Origin of the sequence: Saccharopolyspora sp. 7B (genome assembly GCF_020177435.1) — a bacterium.
GTDB classification, from domain to species: Bacteria; Actinomycetota; Actinomycetes; order Mycobacteriales; family Pseudonocardiaceae; genus Saccharopolyspora_C; species Saccharopolyspora_C gregorii.
The window spans coordinates 15,847-33,976 of the sequence record NZ_JAIUKC010000002.1; the positions used below are offsets into that span (position 1 = coordinate 15,847).

18 protein-coding genes are annotated in these 18,130 nt (G+C 72.5%); 10 read left to right on the plus strand and 8 right to left on the minus strand.

Features of this window, described 5'->3' with window-relative positions; genetic code table 11:
• Positions 1–95: 95 nt before the first annotated feature.
• Together LCD33_RS00065 and LCD33_RS00070 are read right to left on the minus strand one after the other, a co-directional pair.
• Positions 96–1,226: a threonine synthase gene (locus tag LCD33_RS00065; protein ID WP_224965857.1), complete on the minus strand. Its 1,131-nt coding sequence runs from the start codon at positions 1,224–1,226 to the stop codon at positions 96–98.
• A 2-nt stretch (positions 1,227–1,228) separates the two neighbouring features.
• Complete coding sequence (locus tag LCD33_RS00070; RefSeq protein ID WP_224956328.1) at positions 1,229–1,846, minus strand: transcriptional regulator; 618 nt, start codon at positions 1,844–1,846, stop codon at positions 1,229–1,231.
• Between the two features lie 146 nt (positions 1,847–1,992).
• Between LCD33_RS00070 and LCD33_RS00075 the strand changes: the two genes are divergently transcribed.
• The 5 genes from LCD33_RS00075 (at position 1,993) to LCD33_RS00095 (ending at position 8,169) form a co-directional block, all read left to right on the plus strand.
• Complete coding sequence (locus LCD33_RS00075; RefSeq protein ID WP_224965858.1) at positions 1,993–2,979, plus strand: asparaginase; 987 nt, start codon at positions 1,993–1,995, stop codon at positions 2,977–2,979.
• Between the two features lie 166 nt (positions 2,980–3,145).
• Positions 3,146–3,826 carry a Crp/Fnr family transcriptional regulator gene (locus LCD33_RS00080; RefSeq protein ID WP_224965859.1) on the plus strand — a complete coding sequence of 227 codons (681 nt, stop codon included), beginning with the start codon at positions 3,146–3,148 and terminating at the stop codon, positions 3,824–3,826.
• Positions 3,827–3,908: 82 nt separating this feature from the next.
• Positions 3,909–4,811, plus strand: a complete 903-nt coding sequence (locus LCD33_RS00085; protein ID WP_224977356.1) for a hypothetical protein — start codon at positions 3,909–3,911, stop codon at positions 4,809–4,811.
• Complete coding sequence (locus LCD33_RS00090) at positions 4,808–6,853, plus strand: hypothetical protein (RefSeq protein ID WP_224977357.1); 2,046 nt, start codon at positions 4,808–4,810, stop codon at positions 6,851–6,853. The genes LCD33_RS00085 and LCD33_RS00090 overlap by 4 nt, the downstream gene beginning before the upstream one ends.
• Before the next feature lie 8 nt (positions 6,854–6,861).
• Positions 6,862–8,169: a hypothetical protein gene (locus LCD33_RS00095; RefSeq protein ID WP_224977358.1), complete on the plus strand. Its 1,308-nt coding sequence runs from the start codon at positions 6,862–6,864 to the stop codon at positions 8,167–8,169.
• Between the two features lie 233 nt (positions 8,170–8,402).
• On the opposite strand, the gene LCD33_RS00100 is transcribed toward LCD33_RS00095, so the two are convergent.
• Together LCD33_RS00100 and LCD33_RS00105 are read right to left on the minus strand one after the other, a co-directional pair.
• Positions 8,403–8,960: a snapalysin family zinc-dependent metalloprotease gene (locus tag LCD33_RS00100; protein ID WP_224956338.1), complete on the minus strand. Its 558-nt coding sequence runs from the start codon at positions 8,958–8,960 to the stop codon at positions 8,403–8,405.
• Between the two features lie 181 nt (positions 8,961–9,141).
• Positions 9,142–10,350 (minus strand): molybdopterin molybdotransferase MoeA, encoded by a 1,209-nt coding sequence (locus LCD33_RS00105; protein WP_224977359.1) that lies wholly within the window; start codon positions 10,348–10,350, stop codon positions 9,142–9,144.
• Positions 10,351–10,657: 307 nt separating this feature from the next.
• Between LCD33_RS00105 and LCD33_RS00110 the strand changes: the two genes are divergently transcribed.
• Positions 10,658–11,575, plus strand: coding sequence for a LysR family transcriptional regulator (locus LCD33_RS00110; RefSeq protein ID WP_224956340.1), 918 nt, complete (start codon positions 10,658–10,660; stop codon positions 11,573–11,575).
• Positions 11,576–11,773: 198 nt separating this feature from the next.
• Here the strand turns inward: LCD33_RS00110 and LCD33_RS00115 are convergent, their stop codons facing one another.
• From LCD33_RS00115 to LCD33_RS00130, 4 genes are all read right to left on the minus strand, one after another.
• On the minus strand, positions 11,774–12,808 hold the full coding sequence (locus tag LCD33_RS00115; RefSeq protein ID WP_224956341.1) for a C40 family peptidase: 1,035 nt from the start codon (positions 12,806–12,808) through the stop codon (positions 11,774–11,776).
• A 251-nt stretch (positions 12,809–13,059) separates the two neighbouring features.
• On the minus strand, positions 13,060–14,766 hold the full coding sequence (locus tag LCD33_RS00120; RefSeq protein WP_224977360.1) for a CotH kinase family protein: 1,707 nt from the start codon (positions 14,764–14,766) through the stop codon (positions 13,060–13,062).
• 1 nt (position 14,767) lies between these two features.
• Positions 14,768–15,454: a DUF4956 domain-containing protein gene (locus LCD33_RS00125; protein WP_224956343.1), complete on the minus strand. Its 687-nt coding sequence runs from the start codon at positions 15,452–15,454 to the stop codon at positions 14,768–14,770.
• Complete coding sequence (locus tag LCD33_RS00130) at positions 15,451–16,296, minus strand: polyphosphate polymerase domain-containing protein (protein WP_224956344.1); 846 nt, start codon at positions 16,294–16,296, stop codon at positions 15,451–15,453. The genes LCD33_RS00125 and LCD33_RS00130 overlap by 4 nt, the downstream gene beginning before the upstream one ends.
• A 484-nt stretch (positions 16,297–16,780) precedes the next feature.
• On the opposite strand from LCD33_RS00130, the gene LCD33_RS00135 reads away from it, so the two are divergent.
• From LCD33_RS00135 to LCD33_RS00150, 4 genes are all read left to right on the plus strand, one after another.
• Positions 16,781–16,984 (plus strand): cold-shock protein, encoded by a 204-nt coding sequence (locus LCD33_RS00135; protein ID WP_224956345.1) that lies wholly within the window; start codon positions 16,781–16,783, stop codon positions 16,982–16,984.
• A gap of 351 nt (positions 16,985–17,335) precedes the next feature.
• Positions 17,336–17,674, plus strand: a complete 339-nt coding sequence (locus LCD33_RS00140; RefSeq protein WP_224977361.1) for an STAS domain-containing protein — start codon at positions 17,336–17,338, stop codon at positions 17,672–17,674.
• Positions 17,674–17,844: a hypothetical protein gene (locus tag LCD33_RS00145; RefSeq protein ID WP_224956348.1), complete on the plus strand. Its 171-nt coding sequence runs from the start codon at positions 17,674–17,676 to the stop codon at positions 17,842–17,844. The genes LCD33_RS00140 and LCD33_RS00145 overlap by 1 nt, the downstream gene beginning before the upstream one ends.
• Positions 17,845–17,893: 49 nt before the next feature.
• Entirely contained in the window at positions 17,894–18,094 is a 201-nt protein-coding gene (locus LCD33_RS00150; protein WP_224956350.1) for a hypothetical protein, read from the plus strand.
• The last annotated feature ends 36 nt before the right edge of the window (positions 18,095–18,130 follow it).

Genomic DNA, 18,130 nt, shown 5'->3' on the forward strand with positions numbered 1-18,130 from the left:
CCGATGTAGCACGACGACATCGCCGTCCTCGCGAGGGAACCGCTGAGAACCCGCGGGTGGTCCGGTTGCTCTGGTAGCCGTCAGCCGCTGCGGGACTATTCGTCCAGCAGCCGGGCCATCGCGGCGCTCGCCTTGAGGCCGGAACCGGTCAGCACCGCGACGACGGTGTCGTCCGGGCCGAGCAGCCCGTCCCGGGCGAAGCGCGCGATGGCCGGTACCACTTGGGCGCTGGTCGGCTCGGCGTACAGGCCGGTCCCGGCGAGTTCGAGGGTCGCCGGGCGCAGTTCCCGCTCCGGCACGGCGGTGGCCGCTCCGCCGCTGTCCCGGAGCGCGCGCAGCACCTCCCGGTCGCGGACCGGCCGGGCGATCGCGGTGCCCTCGGCGATCGTGCCCGGCCAGTCGGCGTCCTCGACGTGATCCGCCCCGGCGGCGAAGGCGCGCACCAGCGGGCTGCACCGCTCCGGCTGCGCGACCAGCAGCCGCGGCACCCGGTCGATCTGCCCGGCCCGCCGCAGTTCGGCGAATCCCGCGGCGCAACCCAGCACCAGGCTGCCCGCGCCCGCCGGGACGACGACCGCGGTGGGCGCCCGGAACCCGAGGTCCTCCCAGATCTCGTAGGCGATCAGCTTGATCCCGTCCAGGAACGCGGGATGCCAGTTGTGGCCGGCGTAGCACCGCCGCGCGGAACGGCGCACCGCCTCGTCCGCGGTGCGCTGCCTGCCGCCGGGGACCAGGTCGACGGTGGCGCCGTGGACGCGGCTCTGCAGCACCTTGTCCGGTGACGTGGAGTCCGGGGCGAGGATCCGCGCGTCGATGCCCGCCGCCGCGCAGTAGGCGGCGACCGAGGAACCGCCGTTCCCGCTGGAGTCCGCCAGCACCGCGCGCACGCCCTGCGCCCGCACCGTGCTGATCAGGACCGAGACGCCGCGGTCCTTGAAGCTGGCCGTCGGGTTGCTCGCCTCGACCTTCACCGCGACGTCCAGCCCCGCGAAGCGCCGCGGCAGCAGCGGAGTCCGCCCCTCGCCGAGGCTGACCGGTGCGAGGTGCGGTTGCGCGAGCGCGGCCGCGTAGCGCCACTGCGAGCCGACGCCGGTGTCGACCTGCTCCCGCCCGATGCCCGGCAGCGGCGCCACCAGCAGCGGGGACCCGTCGTCCCCGCGCCAGCGCGGTTCGTCGATCCGGTAGCGGCGCCCGGAACGGTCGACCAGGTGCGGTTCGTCGCCCACCGTCACCTCGCGTAGTTGTAGACGGTCGCCCGGGACACCCCGAGCAGGTCGGCGATGGTCCGCGCGGCGTCGTGCGAGGCGAAGTGGCCGTCCGCGCGCAGCCGCCGCACCAGCTCCCGCTTCGCCTCTCTGGGCAGCGCCCGCGGCGTGGCCGCGCGCTCCGCCGCGGCGCGTTCGACGGCCCGGCGCAGGGCGTCGCGGTCCCGCGCGTGCGCCTGCGGTTCCGGGGATTCGCCGGCGTCCGTGGCGACCAGGTTGGACAGCGCCAGCGCCACCGGCGAGAGCACCGAGACGTCCAGGTCCACCCGCAGCGCGGCGATCCGGCGGCCCGCGGCGTTCTCGATGCCGATCGAGGTGCTCTTCGCCGGACGCCCGTCGGGGAACCGGCTCGGCCGGTTCTGCAGCACGCCCGGCTGGCCGGGGTCGCTGAGCCGCGCGAGTTCCGCGGCGGGGTCGCCGACCTCGCGCCCGGGCGACCCGTTCTCGACCACCCGGGCCGGGTGCGACGGATCGCGCAGGTCGTGCAGCACGACCTCGCACAGCCCGGGGAACATCCTGCCCAGCGCGGTGGCGATCCGCCCCGCCTCGCGGAGCAGGTGTTCGTCGGAGTCGTCGCCCACGGTCCCCTCCGGTGTCGCCGTGCCGGAACCCTGGCACGGTTGGACGACGTTGTCCAGAATTGGACCGCACGTCCACGGCTGGATTACCGTCCGGGACGGCCGCGGCACGAGGACGCGGTCCCACCGCGGCGAGGAGGACGTCCCGAATGAACGTGCTGTTCCTGTACACCGGCGGCACGATCGGCATGGTCGGCACCCCGCGCGGCCTCGAACCGGGCGGCGACGTCGAAGCGGAGATCGCGTCGCTGCTGCGGGACCGGCCGGACCTCACCACCGCGTTCGCCCGCTTCGAGCACCTGATCGACTCGTCCGACGCCACCCCGGAAGACTGGCAGCGGATCGTCGACCGGCTCCGCGCGCACCGCGACGAGCACGACGCGTTCGTGGTGCTGCACGGCACCGACACCCTCGCGCACTCCGCGGCCGCCGCCTCCTACGCGCTGGCCGGGTTCGGGAAACCCGTCGTGTTCACCGGGGCCCAGGTGCCGTTCGGCATGCCGGGTTCGGACGCGCCGGACAACGTGCGCGGCGCGGTGGAAGCGGTGGCCGACGCGGCGATCGGGCGCGCGGTGTTCTTCGACGGCGAGCTCATCGCGGGCACCCGCGCGACGAAGAGCTCCGCGCTGGACCGGCACGGCTTCACCAGCCCGCACCCGGCGCCCGCCGCCGAACGCCCGGCGCCCGACCTCGGCGTCCCGCTCGCCCCCTACCGGCGCCACGACATCGCCGTGGTCACCGCGGTGCCCGGCATGACCGCCGAGCGGTTCCGGCACCTGACCAGCCCCGCGCCGGACGCGGTGCTCCTCCGCGGGTACGGGCTGGGAGTGGGCCCGAGCGGCGAGCCGGGCTTCACGCGGGTGATCGAGGACCTGAACTCCGGTGGCACGCCCGTGGTCGTGCTCAGCCAGTCGCAGCGGTCCCGGATCGACCTGGAGCGGTACGCGGCCGGGCGCGCCCTGCTCGACGCCGGGGCGATCGGCGCGGCCGACATGACCTTCGAAGCCGCCTACACCAAGCTCTGCTTCCTGCTCAGCCAGGACCTCCCCGCGGCCGACCTCCCCACCTGGCTCCACACCGACCTGGCCGGAGAACTCACGCTCCTGGCAGAGCCGGTGGCCACCGCGCTCGGGTGAGGAAACTCTTCGGGGACGCGGCGGAGGAGCGAGGTCGAGCCGGGCCGGTGCGCGGGTTCCGCGCTTCGCGCCGGGCTCACCTGTCGGGGCCAGCGCCTTGCTCCGTTCGGGCGTTGATCAACGAAACCGATCGCGTTCTCCCCGCACGGCCGGTACGGACTCTGCTGTGCACCACGATGCGAATCATCTTCCGGCCGGTTTCCGCGCGTTGCTGGGCGATCGGCGCTGGGCGGCCCTGGTCGGCTCCGGGGTACGGCGCAACCACCGCGCCGGGGAGTACCTGCTGCGCCAGAACGATCGGGGCGGGCACCTCTTCGCCTTGATCAGCGGGCGGGTCAAGGTCCTGGCGGGACTGGACGGCTCCCAGGTGTTGTTGTCGCTCCGCGGTGCCGGAGATCTGGTCGGGGAGATGGCGGCACGGGGGAATTCCCGCCGGATGGCTTCGGTCCAGGCCCTGGACGCGTGCACCTCGTGCGTGCTGAAGCGCGCCGAGTTCGACCGGTTCCTCCACGACCACGGGGCGCACGGCCTGCTCAGCGACTACCTGGTGGGGAAGCTGTCGGAAACGGTGCCCTACCAGGTCCAGCAGTTCCACTTCGGACCGTTGCAGCGAGTGGCCCGGTTGTGCTTCGAAGTCCATTCCCTGGCCGACGCGCGACAGCCGGACCGCGCGCGGATCCCCTTCTCGCAAGAAGCTCTCGCCCAGGCGTTGGGCATGGCGCGCAGCACCGTCGCCGAGCAGATCGCGGTGCTGCGTTCGTCCGGCGCGCTGGGGCCGGGACCGCGCCTCGTGGTCGACGACGAGCACGCGCTGGCCGCGCAGGCGGGCGCAGTGCCGCCGTCCTAGTGGCGCACCTCACCGGTGGGCCCCCCGCCACCGCGCGTCCGACCCTTGCGGTGATCGCACGAACGCAGTGAAGGGGCAACACGTGGAACCGCACCAGCAGCAACGGATCGCAGAACTGCCGCCGTACCGCGCACTCCTCGTGGTCGACATGAAGGACTTCAGCGGCGAGAAGGGAAGTGACCACGCCCGCATCACGGAGCAGATCCCGCTGATCCTCGAACAGGCCTTCCGCCGGCGCGGGCTCGACGAGGTGTGGCGCTCCGCGCGTTTCCACGGGACCACCGGGGACGGCTACTTCGCGGGTTTCGACCCGCACCACCTCCCGACCCTGCTCGACCCGTTCCTGGCCGATCTCCAGGCGGAGCTCGAGTACCAGAACCGGGTGCGCCCGGGAGACCGGCCGATGCGGATGCGCGTGAGCTTGACCGTCGGGCCGATGACGGATTCCGGGCGGAACGCGATCAGCGACGGCAGCGGGAACACCCGGATCGAAGCACACCGCATCCTCGACGACCGGTCCGTCCGGGACCTCCTGACCAGATCCAACGCGACGACGTGCGTAGCCGCGATCGTCTCGGGTCGAGTGCACGACGACGTGGTCGAGCCCGGCTACACCGGGGAGGACCCCGGTCTGTACGTGCCGGTGGAGGTCGAGGTGAAGACCTACCGCGGGCAGGCCTACCTGCGGGTGCCCAAGCCTTCCGGTGACCTGCTGCGCAACGGGTTCTCGGCGCCGCGGCCCCCGGAAGCGGACGGCGCGGACGAGAAGCCCCGTGGCGGCGGCGGAGGAGGGGCCGGTCCGACCTACACCGGGATCGCACAGGCGCACGGGGCGGTCGGCCACGTCGTCGTAGGACCTGACGCCCGGGTGAACACCGGATCGGGCCACCAGATCAACGATGCGCGCAACGAAGGCGACGGTGTCGCCGTGTTCGGCACCAGCAACGGTGGGGTGCAGCACCGGGTCGACAAGGGAGACCGGTGAGCGTCGACGAGCAGCGCGGGGCGCCGGACTACGTCGGGGTGGACCAGCTCGACGGGAACGTCGAGACGGTCGTCGCGGGCTCGCGTCCGCAGGTGAATTCGGGCTCCGGCTTCTTGATCAGCGGCGACGTCGGCGTCGTGCTCATCTCGGAGTCGCAGGGCCGGGAGCGCCGGAAGCGCGCACGACCGCTGAGCCATTCGGCGTGGCGGCGGGAGTACTTGAGCAAGCGCTTCGTACCACCGCGGAAGTTCGAAGCGGCCCAGGACGCGCTCGTGCGGAACGGCACCGTCTTCATCAGCGGTGCGGACGGCAGCGGCAGGCAGAGCACCGCCGAGATGCTGCTGTGGCTGCGCTTTCCGGACAACGAAGCCGGATTCCGGCGTCTCACCTTCGACAACGAGGAGGACGTCGACGAGCGTCCGCTGGACGCGGAGTCGGTCCAGCGGGGAGAACGGCTGCTGCTCGACCTGTCCGCCGAAACGGGGGAGAACGTCGAGCCGTTGCGGCGCGATCTGGACACCTTCCGCGCGGCGGTCGAACGCGAGGGCGCCGCACTGGTCGTCGTCCTCCCGGTGGATTTCGAGCAGCTGCTCGGGGACGAGGTCACCAACCCCCGGGTCGTGATCGAGCGACCGGACGGATCAGCGGTGATCCGGAGTCATCTCCTCGCGGAGAACATCCCGGAGAACGTGCACGAGCTCGACGCACTCGGCGAAAGCCGGGCGAGTGAACCGATGCGCGGGCTGGAACGTCTCGTGGCTCGAATCGTGCAGGCCGAGGAGCGGAATCCGGAAGCGGGTTTCGCGCAGTGGGCGAAGTCGGCGACGGAGACGGTCGCCGAATACGTGTCCAAGGTCGCCGGACAGGTCAAGAACTACACGCTCGGGCAGCGGACCACGCTGCTGGCCGCGTCGATGGTGGAAGGCGCGCATCCCGACTCCGCGCACGTCGCCCGACACGCCTTGCAGACGGGACTGGGGTACCCGCAGGACGACGGTTTCGTGCTCGAACGTGCCGGTCTCGGTGACGCGCTGAAGAACATCGCAGCCGGAGTCGAGAACAGACGAGCGATCAAGTTCGAATCACCCCGTTACGCCGAGGCGGTGCGCGAGTACTTCTGGAGCAATTTCCCGGAGTTGCGCGAACATTTCCGGGACTGGGTCGGTACCTGCCTGGCGATGGATGAGCTCACGGATGCCGACCAGGACCGGATGGTGGCGCGGTTCGCGGTGCAGGCGTGCCGGACCGGTCGGACGCTCGATCTATGGGTGTTGGCAGAACGGTGGACGGCGGGCGGGGGAAGGGGAACTCGCCATCGGTCCGCCGTGAGGTGGGCGGCGAGCGCGTTGGGGTACGGCCTCCAGGACGACAGGTCTCTCGGAGGAGCCGGCGAACTCCGCCGCAAGATCTACGAAGCCGCGAGCAGAGGCGAGCCCTCCGAGGACCTCGCTCGGGTGCTCGTCCTGGTCTGCGCGAACGTCATGGCCGAGGAACACCCGGAGCAAGCGCTGGTCAGGTTGCGGTTGCTCGCCGGGCATCCTGCGCGTGACGTAGCGGATACGGCTCGCAGCGCGGTGCGCGACCTGACGAGCAGCGACCGCCTGTACCGCAGGTTCCTGTGGCGGATGGTGACCTGGCTCGAGAATCCGCGACGCGCCGACCCGGGGCTGTTCCTCCTGCTGGCGCGTGCGGACCGGGTGAGCGGGCGCGGGCCGGGTTCGCGGGTCCTACTGCACAGCAAGGTCATTCGGGAACAGCTCGCCACCTGCTGGAACCGCGTCCTGCCGCTGGACGAGTCGGTCTGGCGATCGAGCGTCCGCGCCTGGCTCGATGCCGCGGGCACGGCTCCCCACGGTGACCTCTTCCTCGACGTCCTGGTCGATGCGGCGCGAGGTCGGCTCTCGGTACTGGCGCGGTTGCACGTGGTCGCCCGGGATTGGGTCCACCAGCACGGGAACGAACGACGAGCTCGCGATCGGGAGGTGGCGCGACGGCTCGCCGTCCGTCTCGACCGAGCTCAGGAACACCGGCTCTACAGCTAGGGAAGAACATGTTGAACGACAACCAGAAGCTCGGGCTCCGCGTGGTCTCGGTGCTCGTCGCGGCTTTGTGGGTGGTGCTGGGCCTGGTCGGTGGCTGGCCGCTGTGGGTGTGGTTGCTGCTCGCGGCCTCGTCCCTCGCGGCACCAGCGCTGTTCGGGGTGGTGCTCACGGAGTCGGTGCTGCGCCGCGGTACGCGCACTCGGGTGCCACCGGAGGACTTCCGGACCGAACCGCCGCCCGCGCCCCGGCCGCCCGAACCGCCGCAACCGCAGTCCTTCCCGGTGACCGACGTGGTGCTGAGCAGTGCGCGGGCCGACTACCGGTTCCTGTTCTCGTGCACGGTCCGGTGGCTGCCGTGCGGCAGCGCATCCGGCCTGCCGCACACCAAGCCCGGAGCTCTCGCCGCCGGTGCGATCCTCGACGAGGTGACGAGGATGGCCGCCGAGGTCCGCCCGGAGGACGCGAGTCGCGCGCAGTACCAGCTCATGGGCTCGCTCGGGGCACCGCGCGTTGATCGCACCGGTCGGGTGCAGGCGTGGGCGGACCAGGTCGTGCTGCGATTGGCGGATGCGGACGCGGATCGCCTCAAGCGGTTGGCCGAGGTGCGCAAGGACGAAGAGGTCTGGGAGTACGAGCGCAGCTACGAGCGCAACGTCCGCTCCTACTTGGGTGGCGAAGTCCTGACCAGCACAGGAAACGCGCTCGTGTGGTGGTTGGCGGGTCCGCGGACCGACGAGAAGAAGCGGGTGGACGAGGCGGTCGGACGGATCGCCGATCTGAGGCAGCTGACCCGGACCGTGAACGGGGAGGACGATGGTCCGGAGTCGGTGGGATTCGCCGGTTTCGACCACGAAGGGTTCGCCTTCGCCGCCGCCGAGATGGCCGGGCCGCCGTCGCCGATGCCCGCGATGATCTCCGCGCCGGTCGCGCAGAACGGGAACGGCGCCACGGCGCAGGAAGACCGCGAGCGCCCGCTGGACGAGCGGGCGCTGGACTTCCTGAGCGAGCTGCCGGACTCGCCGGAAAGGGCGCTGCTCGCGCGCCAGGTCGCCGACCACCTGCGGGAGCAGGGCTTCGCCGACGAGGCAGCGACGATCAGCAGGCGTTTCGACTCCCCGGCGGGGGAGGGCGACTCCGGAGAACCGCACGAACCGGGCGGAACCGGCGAACTCGGAGGGGCACCCCCGCTTCCGGACGAGGTGGTCGCGGAAGCCGAAGAGGACGTGGTGGTGGACGACGAACACGACGAGACGTCCCGCGGAGCAGCGACCGGGACGGACGGCTCGGACCGGGCGGCGGCCGAGCCCGGTCACTGAGAGCCGACGGAGCAGCGGGGGGGGGGGGGGGGGGGGGGGGGGGGGGGGGGGGGGGGGGGGGGGGGGGGGGGGCGCCGCCGGGGGGGGGGGGGGCGGGCGCCCCCGGGGCGGGGGGGGGGCGCCCCCCCGGGCCCCCCCCCCCCGCCGGCCCGCGGGGCGGGGGCCGGGGGGGGGGGGGGGGGGGCCCCCCGGCCCGGGGCCCCCCCCCGCTCACCTCGTGGCGGGGTCCGCCGTCACCGGCCGGCGAGGGCCGGGGCCTCGGTGTAGGTGCGGGGTTCGATCGACGCTCCCTGCTCGAAGTTGGCCTCGACCTCGGCCTTCTCCTCGGCGTTGGGCAGGGTGCTCTTGCAGTCGGTGCCCGCGCTGTGCCCGGACATCAGGTCCTCGCAGATACCGGTGCGATCGTCCGGCAGTCCGAGGATGTGGCCGAGCTCGTGGGTGGCGATGCGCGGGACGAAGTGGCCTTCGTCCACGGCCTGGCGCCCCATCCACACGGTGCCGACGCCGAGCGACTCGACCTGGGCGCGCGGCCAGTCGTCGTCGGCGAGGACGGTGAGGTCGGCCTGCCCGTCGGTGGCCTTCTCGAACTTGACGTTGGTGACCTGGTCGTTCCACGTCGCGGTGGCCTCGTCGATGGCCTCCTGGAACTCCGCGGCTTGGCTGGCGTCGTAGGTGACGACGTGCGGCTCGGCGGCCGCACCGGTGTCCGCTCCGGCAACCGGTGCGCCCGCCACCAGCAGCAACGCGGTGGCCGCACCGGAGAGTGCGGCGGTCAACGAGTACCTCGCCATGTCGGCTCCTCCTGATCGGCAGGTGTCACGCACGACGGAGGCTAAGCGCGCGCCGCTCCCCGATTCGGACAGTGGCGCCTACCCGCCAGCCCGAGGCCGCGTTCGGGTGCCGGGCCGGCACGCATGGCCGATCCGCCACGGATTTCCCATTTCCGATGCGGTTCCGGTGCGCACGGTGGTGTCACGCCCGGGAGTGCGGGAGGGCGATGACCCGCACCGCGTCCCCGGCGCGGAGGCCGCCCGGGGGGACGGCGGCGAAACCGTCGGCCAGCGCCAGGCCGCGCAGCATGGCGGGACCGCCGAAGGGCAGCGGTGCCGCGGCACCGGACCGCAGCTCCACCGGCACCAGGCTGGTGTTGCGCGGATGCCCGCGCAGATCGGCGGCGGCCGTGGCCTGCTGGAACTCGGTCTCGGCCCGCCCGCCGAGGGCGTCGAGCAGCGGCGCGGCCAGCGTGACGGTCCCGGCGACGGCGGCCAGCGGGTTCCCGGGCAGGCCGACGAGGTGCCGGACCCGGCCGTCGGCGGCGCGGGGGAGTTCGGCCAGCAGCATGGGGTGCCCGGGACGCACGGCCACGGAATCCACCAGCAGCCGGGCGCCGAGCTCGGCGAGCGTGGCGTGCAGGAAGTCGACGGGGCCGGCGGCGGTGCTGCCGGTGGTGATCACGACGTCCGCGGTCGAGTCGCGCAGCGCCTCGTGCAGCGGCTCGGCGGCGTCCGGGATGCGGCGCCGCCCGATCAGCTCGGCGCCGCAGCGCAGCCAGGGCGCGAGCATGGGGCTCAGCGCGTCCCGCACCCGGCCGCCGCGGGGCGCCCCGGAGTCGAGCAGTTCATCGCCGAGGACCAGCAGTTCCACTGTCGGCGCGCGGTGCACGACGAGCCGGTCGTACCCGGCGGCCGCGGCCAGCCCCAGCACCGCGGGCGTCACGGTGGTGCCCGCGGGCAGCAGCGGTTCGCCGACCTGGCATTCCTGCCCGCGCTTGCGGACGTCGCGCCCCGGCTCGGGCAGCGTCGCGGTCCGGTCGACGAGCAGGCCGGTGGCGCTCTCGACGCGGCCGTGCTCGCGGCGCAGCACCGCGGCCCGCCCGGGCGGCCGCTGCGCGCCGGTGGCGATGCCGACCGCGACCCCGTCGGCCAGCGGCTCGGGTTCGGTACCGGCGAGCGCCTGCCCGGCGCGCAGCCGCCACGGCCCGGGACCGGCCACGGCCCACCCGTCCATCGCGGAGCTGTCGAACGGCGGCAGGTCGGTCAACGCGGTCAGCGGTTCGGCGAGGGCGTGGCCCAGCGCGTCGTGGAGTTCGCGGTGCTGCCGCGGCAGCGGACGACCGGCGTCGCGCGCGAGGGCGCGGGCGCGGGCCCAGGGGACGTCGGTCGCGTCGTCGTGCTCCGGCATCGTCCTCGGCTGCTCCTGGTCGGTGGCGCGGGCGGCGCCGCGTGTCGGGGACCAGGGTTCGCCGGAACGCACCGCCGGTCCAAGCGGAGTTGCCGAACGGTCGATAGGCGGTCGTTATCGACGCAGGTGGCGCCGATCGGGTCCGGTCGCGGTGATCGTCTTCACCTGCCGGCGTGCCACCGGACGCGACCTGACGTCGTCCCGGACCGGCGCGGCGCCGAGCCGCGCCGCGGGAGGCGCCCGCGCGGTGCGGCCGATCGGCTGGAGAGGCCGCTCCGACCGGGCACTGGGCGTGGTCGAATGGGGCATGTTGTTCCGACAGCTCGAGTACTTCGTGGTGCTCGCCCGGGAGGGGCACTTCGCCCGCGCCGCCAACGCCTGCTACGTGTCCCAACCGGCGCTGTCCGAGGCGATCCGCAAGCTGGAGCACGAGCTGAAGGTGCCGCTGGTGCGGCGCGGGCACCAGTACGAGGGCCTCACCCCGGAAGGGGAGCGGCTGGTGCTGTGGGCGCGGCGCGTCCTGGCCGAGCACGACGCGTTGAAGCACGAGGCCGCGGCGTTGCAGACCGGCCTCACCGGCACGCTCCGGCTCGGCGTGATCCCGGCCGCGGCGAGCACCGTCGCGCTGATCACCGACCCGTTCTGCGCCGAGCACCCGCTGGCGCGGGTCCGGTTGGCGACGGACATGCGCTCGGCGGACATCCTGGAGCGGATCCGCCGGTTCGAGCTGGACGCCGGGATCATCCACCCGAAGGAGCAGGAACTGGCGGACCTGGCGGTCACCCCGCTCTACGAGGAACGGCACGTGCTGCTGGCCAGCGGTGAGCTGATCACCGGCCAGTCCGACTCGATCAGCTGGCCGGAGGCGCTGGAACTGCCGATGTGCCTGCTGGACGAGGGGATGCGCGGGCGCCAGCTCATCGACGAGGCGATCTCCGCGCGCGAGCTGGCGGTGGCGCCGCGCCTGGAGTCCGATTCACTGGTGACCTTGATCGCGCACGTCGGCACCGGCCGCTGGGCGACGATCGTCCCCGAGTCCTGGCTGCGCACCCTGCACCCGCCCGCCGGGTCCCGGGTGCTGCGGCTGGCCGACCCCGCGCCCACCGCGTCGATCGCGCTGGTCACCAGCGCGGTCGAACCGGGCTCGGTCCTCACCCGAGCCGTCCGCCGAACCGCCGAACGAGCGGCAACGGACAAGGCCTTCGGCCACCTGGGCACAACCTGACCGAAAGCCGGGCTCCTGTCAGCGGCGAAGCCGCTGAGCAGCGGCCACCTGATCAACCGGCACCGCAGCGGGTTCTCAGCGCTTTCCTCGCGAGGACAGCGTTTTCGCATGTGGCGGAGCCACCTGTGAAAACGATCCCGCAGCGAGGAAAGCGCTGAGGTTCCGCCACCCGTCCCCTACGCAACAGGGGAACGGCGATCACCCCGCGAAGCGGCGGACCGAGTTGATCTCTCCCATGTACTTGACCTCTTCGACGGTCACGGTCTGCCCCTCGGTCGGGGCGTGCACCATCTTGCCGTTGCCGAGGTAGATGCCGTCGTGGCTGCCGGAGCTGTAGAAGAAGATCACGTCCCCGGGCTTCATCTCGCTCTGCGAGACCTTCTCGCCCTCGGAGATCTGCGACTGGGTGGAGCTGGGCAGCGACACCCCGGCCTGCTTGAACGACCACTGCACGAGGCCGGAGCAGTCGAACTGGCTCGGGCCCTTCGCGCCGAAGACGTACGGGGAGCCCTGCTTGCTCAGCGCGGCGTTGACCGCCTTGATCGCGGCGCCGGAGCCGATCAGCGAGCCCACCTTGCTGCCGCCGCCGGACAGCGAGTCCTGCTCCTGCTCGGTGAGGCTCTCGTACTGCTGCTTCACCTTGGCGATCTGGGCGTCCATCTCGTCCTTCTTGCCCGCGATCTCGCCCTCCAGCCGCGCCGCGTCGGCTTCGGCCCGAGCGGCCCGCTCGTGCGCGGACCTGGCTTCCCGCTCGCCCCGCTCGGCCTGGGCGGTCGCCCCGGCGAGCTTGGTGACGGCGTCGTCGTTGTCCCGCGCGAGCACGTCCAGCGCGGAGGAGCGGTCCAGGAACTCGTTCGGCGATTCGCTGACCAGCAGCGCGGACAGCTTGCTCATCCGGGCGCCCTGGTAGGAGGCGTGCACGAACTGGTCGACCTGGCCGCGGAAGCGCTCTTCCTCGGCGCGCGCGTCGGCGGTCGTGCGCCCGGCCTGCTCCGCTTCGGCGTTCGCCCGGCCCAGCTCGTCCTGCCGCGCGGCGTGGTCGTCCTGCGCCTTCTTGTAGGCCTCGGTGAGCTCCTCGGCCTGGCGCCCCAGCTCCTTGAGCTGCTTCTGCGCGTCGGTCGCGCTGCCCGCCGGTTCCGCGGTCGCCGGGACCGAGGACAGGCCGACGGCGGTGGCGACGACCGTGGCCGCCAGCGCGGCGTTCCGCGAACGCTTCAACCGGGATGAACCCACGACACTCCTCCTGCTGCCACCGCCCGGTGGCCCCCGACCGTTCGAGGGCGCACCTGCGCGAGCCGTCCGAACCGGTCCGCGGAACGGCGAACGGCCGATCACCGCGAAACCGCGGCACAGGCTACGCACCGGGGGACGGGGTGATCTCGAACCGGGTGCGCCACGCAGCGCGAGCACCCGGTTCCACCCCGTGCACACCGCAGGTGAGCCCCGGACCGGGACGGGTGCGGCCCTCCCAGTCCGGGGTGCGGTCACCTGCCCGGCGGGCCGATGCCGACGTCCTCGCGCGGGGTGGGGCTGGTGGTGGTGATCTGCTGGGCGAGGGTGTCGCGGGCGGTGCGGGCCGCTTCGTCCCCGGCGCCTTCGGCCCGGGTGGTGACGCGGTCGAGCAGCGCGATCGCGGTGCCGTCGGCGATCAGGTCGCGGTGCAGGTCCGCGTAGGCCTGCTCGTAGGCGGCGCGGAAGTGCTCGTCGGCGAGGAAGCGCTCCTTGAGGGCGCCGCTGCCGCGAGGTCCGCCGCCGGAACCGCCCGGGCGTCCGCCGGGCTGCTCGCCGTCCGGACCGCCGGGCATCCCGCCACCGGGCATCCCGCCACCGGGTTGACCGGGCACACCGCCTTGATCTCCTGCTCCGCCGCCGGGTTCCTCGCCCGGACCGCCTCCGCCCGGGCCCATCCCCATGCCGCTGAACGACAGGTTCAGGTCCCAGGACAGCACGGTGAAGCGGTCCTGCCCGGTGTCGTACCAGAGGTAGTAGTTGTTCCCGGGCCCGTCCATGGCGTCGCCGTTGGACATCAGGTTCTGCAGCGCGAGGTACCGCGCGAACGAGGCGGTGTCCACGTGCTCGTCCAGTTCCGCGGCGAACTCCTCGTCGTCGGCCTCGTCGACGAACGACAGCAGGTCCAGCACCGGCTGCAGGTCGTAGTCGCCCTCGCTGTTGATCTGCTTGAACGCCTCCTCGTAGTCGGTGGGGTCGTCGCCCAGGTACTCGAAGGACCCGCCGGCCCGCGCCTTGTAGAGCACGCCGTCGCCGTGCAGCTCGGCCCACGCCGCGTCGGGCGGGTCGAGCAGCAACCGCGGCACCGCCGCGCCGCCGTTGACGCTGACCGTGGTGAGCGTGTACGGCTGCGTCGTCTCCCCGGCGGCCGCGGTCAGCTCCAGGGCGAGGGCCTCGTTGAGGGCGGTCGCGGTGCCGCCCGCCTCCGGGCGCAGCGTGATCTCGCTGTGGCCTTGGTAGGCGCGTCCTTCGGCGAACTCCTCGAAGCTGATGAGCCACGGCAGCTTCTCGGGCTCGTCTTCGGACAGCGATGCCATGGACGGGCCGCCGCGGCGGTTCTGCTGCCGGTCCCCGGCGTCGGCGGGAGGCTCCGCGCCGTCGGCCGGAGCGTCGGCCTCGTCGGCGGGAGTCTCCGCACCATCGGCGGGAGGTTCCGCCCCGTCCACGGCCGTGCCGGTGTCGTCCGCGGGCGCATCGGCGGCGGGGTCTTGCCCGCCACCTCTCGGGACCGCCGCGTCCGGGCCGCCACCGGGCATGCCGCCGGGGCCCCTCCCGTCCTGCCCGCGCAGGCTCATCAGGGTCGAGTTGCCCTTGAGCCGCAGCCCCACGTCCTCCACCGCGGTTCCGTCGATGGTGATGTCGGCGCGGATGAACTGCTTCTCGCCCTCCTCGCGGAAGGTGCGCATCATGTCGGCGTACTCGGCCTGGTCGAACCGGACCTCGATGCGGTGGTCCCCGCCGTCGAACAGGTCGCCGGTCCCGGCGATGTCCTGGGTGATGCTCTCCTGCACGACCGGTTCCGCGACGAACAGGGGCCGGACCCTCGCGTCCCCGAAGACGAGCAGCAGCACGGCGACGACCGCGAGCAGGCCCGCCGGGACCTTCCAGTGGTGGCGCAGCCGCACCGGGACGCGGTGCCGCCACCGGCGCTTCGGCGCCTCGGGATCCTGTGGGCTGGTCATCTCACATGTCCGTCTGGTCGTACCCGGTCAGGACGGTCGCCTTCTGCCCGGAGGTGACCTCGCGCAGGGCCTCGATCACGGCGCCCGGCTTGACGTTCTTCTTCAACCGCGCGGTGTAGGCCATCTCCAGCAGCGCGCCGCCGCGCACCGTCTCGGTGCTGATCAGCTCGTACTCGTCGGTGAACCGGATGAGCACGTCGTCGATCGCCGGGCCGCGGTCGTCGCCGTCGGCCGGGACCTGCACCTTGACGACCTGGCGCTGCACGTCCAGCGCGAACCAGTTGAGCCGGTGCATGAGCAGGACCACCGCGCAGACCAGCACCGTGGCGATGATCGCGAGCGTGTAGAAGCGCGTCCCGCAGGCCATGCCGATGCCCATGACGAGGAAGATGAACCCGACGTCGCGGGTCTCCTTGATGGCGTTGCGGAACCGCACCACCGACAGGGCGCCGACCAGCGCGAACGCCCGGGCGATGTTGGACCCGACCACCAGCATGATCAACGAGATGATCATGCCGAGCACGATCAGCGTGTGCACGTAGCTCTGGCTGTAGGAGATGTTGCGGTGGGTGGACCGGTAGGTCCAGGCGACCACGAGGCTGCACGCGAACGACAGCAGCAGCGCGATGGCCACGTCCAGGACGCTGAACGTGCCGGACAGGTCGGTGAATCCGAAGTCGAGGTTCATGGGAGGAGCTCGCGTTCTCTCTGCGGGACGTCCGGCCGCGACTCGGCGACGACGTCCTCTTCGGGAAGGTGGAAGATCGAGCGCGGGGCCAGGCCGTGCGCCTCCACGGACTGGCAGTACTTGGAGATCCGCTGGATCTGCAGGCCGTGGCGGGCGGCGAGGTCGGTGATCCAGTACGGCGCGCGCTCGTTGGCCTTGACCTCCAGCACCGCGTAGTGCGGGCTGAGGATGTAGCGGTTCTCGGTCTCCGCGTTCAGGTCGAAGTCGCGGTCGCGGCCGCGGATCCGGTGGTCCATCGTCACGCGCAGCCCGAGGTCGGCGTCGACGCCCACGTAGGCCTCGCGCCGGTACCCGGTCATCGCGACCGGGCGCAGGTCCAGCCGGACGATCAGGTCGAGGACCTCGTCGACGAAGACCTGGTCGGCGCCCGGGTGCTCGATGCGTTCCCGCTGGTCGCACAGCCGGCGGGCCACGTCGTACGGCAGCAGCACCCGGCGCTTCTGCGTCACCCGGTTCACCCGTTGCTTGATCTCCACCGAGACGGGCGCGTGCTCGGCGGGCTCACCGTAGCGGCGGATCCGGAGCTTCCGGCGGAACTTCAGGCCCTCGATCTTCTCGTAGTAGAAGCGCAGCCGCCGGGTGTCGTAGTACAGGCTCCACACGTCGTAGCCGCCCGGACCGGAGTGGTGGTCCACCTCCATGCGGGCGGCGAGCTCGGCCCGGACTTCGGCGATCTGCGTCGCCGGGACCAGGTATTTGAGCTCGTAGCGGTTGAACGCGTGCAGCTTGCCCGGAGCGCGGAACCGGCTCCCCACCTCGCGGGTGTCGGGAACGGGTGCCACGTGGGCTTCGTCGGGGTCGGTGCGAGAACGGTGCCTCGACGGAGGCGACCCACCTCGCCTGCGGAAGAACATGATCGGGAACGTAGCCGAACATCCCGTGAACTCCTGGGAAACTTCCTGTGAGAACGCTGGGAACTCGCCCGCGGCCCGGACGGCGGGGGCCGGATCCGGTCGCCGGTCCGACGTCCGTCCACATCGGACTTGAGTGCTCCTCCGGTGCCCGGTCCGCGCGGGTGTCCGGGGTGGGCGCGGGCGGGTTCGGCGCGCCGGAGGTCGGCTCGGTGGCCAAGGTCGTCCGCGACGTGTAACCTCTGTGGTGGTCGTTGTTTCTGGGTTCGTGTTCGCGCACGCTCGCAGGATTGTGGATGCGGGCGAGCTGCTGTCTTTGGTTAGCTGGAGTGAAGCCGCCGTCTGAGATCACCCGGCCCGGGCCTCCACGCACGTGTGGTCCGTGATACTTCCCAGCTTTCGAATGGAGATGCACATGGCTCAGGGAACCGTGAAGTGGTTCAACGCGGAAAAGGGCTTCGGCTTCATCGCCCCCGACGCGGGCGGTCCGGACGTGTTCGTGCACTACTCGGCCATCGACGGCGCGGGCTTCCGCAGCCTCGAGGAGAACCAGGCCGTCTCGTACGACGTCACCCAGGGTCCCAAGGGCCCGCAGGCCGAGCTCGTCCGCGCGGTCTGATTTCGCGCTGAGCCGCTCTCCGGCTCGTGCGATCCGCGCGAGCCGGAGACCGCGGTACCTTCCCGTCCCGCACCTGCCCGCCGCCCCGCGGCCGAGGCGTGCCGGACGGACCGGGAGCAGCGACGACCCCACCACGGCGAGGACGCCGCCCACTCAGGGCGCGACCCTCCTCCCGTCGCTCGTCGCGCACCGGTGTTCCACCTGCCGGTCGAGTCGAATCCCGCTCAGCGCGGTGCGTTCCCGGCCCACGTTCCTCCCTGCGGCCCGCAGCTGCGACGCCTCGCGTCCGCGCCGTGCCGCGCCCATCCGACTACTCGTGCTGGAGATCCCATGCGGGCCATCACACCCCACTTGATCACGAACAAACCCGTCCCGTTCACCGTGCGCGGTGACCTCGCCGGAGCCGAGGTGGCGACGCTGGCCGAGCGGCTCTGGCCCCACCTGCTGACCGCGCCACCGCAGACCGTCGTGGACCTCGCGGCGGCCGGGGAGATCGACCCGGCGGGGGTGGACCTCCTCGCCGCCGCCGACGCCTACGCGGTCCACAGAGGACTGCGGCTGCGCATCACCGGTGCGGCACCTGCCGTGCGGACCGCGTTGCGCGCCGCCGGGGTGGAGGCTTTCCCGGCCGGTGGCGAGGTGGTGCCGAGGCGAACGTCCGGGCGCCGTCCCGCCGAGGTCCCGGCCTGATGCGCCGGATCCGGTACGTCGCGCTGACCTTGGCCGAGGACGCCTGGCAGATCACCGATGCCGAGGGCCAGCACACCGCACGGGTCATCGGCACCGAAGCCGAGGCCGTGGCCAGCGCCCACCGCCAGCTCGCCGTCGTCGGCGGCGGCCGGGTGCTCGTCACGGGCTGACCCGGAACTCCGCCGCACGGCGGACATCCCACTTCGAAAGGATCGACCGATGAACCTCTCCGCAACCGATCACCCGACCCGCACGGCCCCGGCCCCTCGCGTGGTCGCCCCGCGCGCGCCGGTCGCCCCGGTCGCGTTCCTCGCGCCGGGCCCGGAAGCCGAGGTCCCGGAAACCCAGCGCCGGAGCGCGGAGCGGGACGGCGAGCTCCTGCGCGCCCCGTTCACCCCCGGCGCGGCGGACGACCGCTGAGCGGTCCCGCCGGCCCGCGACGGCCTTGGCGAGTTC

Coding starts and splice junctions, on each gene's coding strand:
- LCD33_RS00105 (WP_224977359.1), bottom strand. CDS start 10,350: ATGCCGGAGCACGACGACGCGACCGACGTCCCCTGGGCCCGCGCCCGC.
- LCD33_RS00095 (WP_224977358.1), top strand. CDS start 6,862: ATGTTGAACGACAACCAGAAGCTCGGGCTCCGCGTGGTCTCGGTGCTC.
- LCD33_RS00120 (WP_224977360.1), bottom strand. CDS start 14,766: ATGACCAGCCCACAGGATCCCGAGGCGCCGAAGCGCCGGTGGCGGCAC.
- LCD33_RS00135 (WP_224956345.1), top strand. CDS start 16,781: ATGGCTCAGGGAACCGTGAAGTGGTTCAACGCGGAAAAGGGCTTCGGC.
- LCD33_RS00110 (WP_224956340.1), top strand. CDS start 10,658: ATGTTGTTCCGACAGCTCGAGTACTTCGTGGTGCTCGCCCGGGAGGGG.
- LCD33_RS00150 (WP_224956350.1), top strand. CDS start 17,894: ATGAACCTCTCCGCAACCGATCACCCGACCCGCACGGCCCCGGCCCCT.
- LCD33_RS00075 (WP_224965858.1), top strand. CDS start 1,993: ATGAACGTGCTGTTCCTGTACACCGGCGGCACGATCGGCATGGTCGGC.
- LCD33_RS00145 (WP_224956348.1), top strand. CDS start 17,674: ATGCGCCGGATCCGGTACGTCGCGCTGACCTTGGCCGAGGACGCCTGG.
- LCD33_RS00125 (WP_224956343.1), bottom strand. CDS start 15,454: ATGAACCTCGACTTCGGATTCACCGACCTGTCCGGCACGTTCAGCGTC.
- LCD33_RS00100 (WP_224956338.1), bottom strand. CDS start 8,960: ATGGCGAGGTACTCGTTGACCGCCGCACTCTCCGGTGCGGCCACCGCG.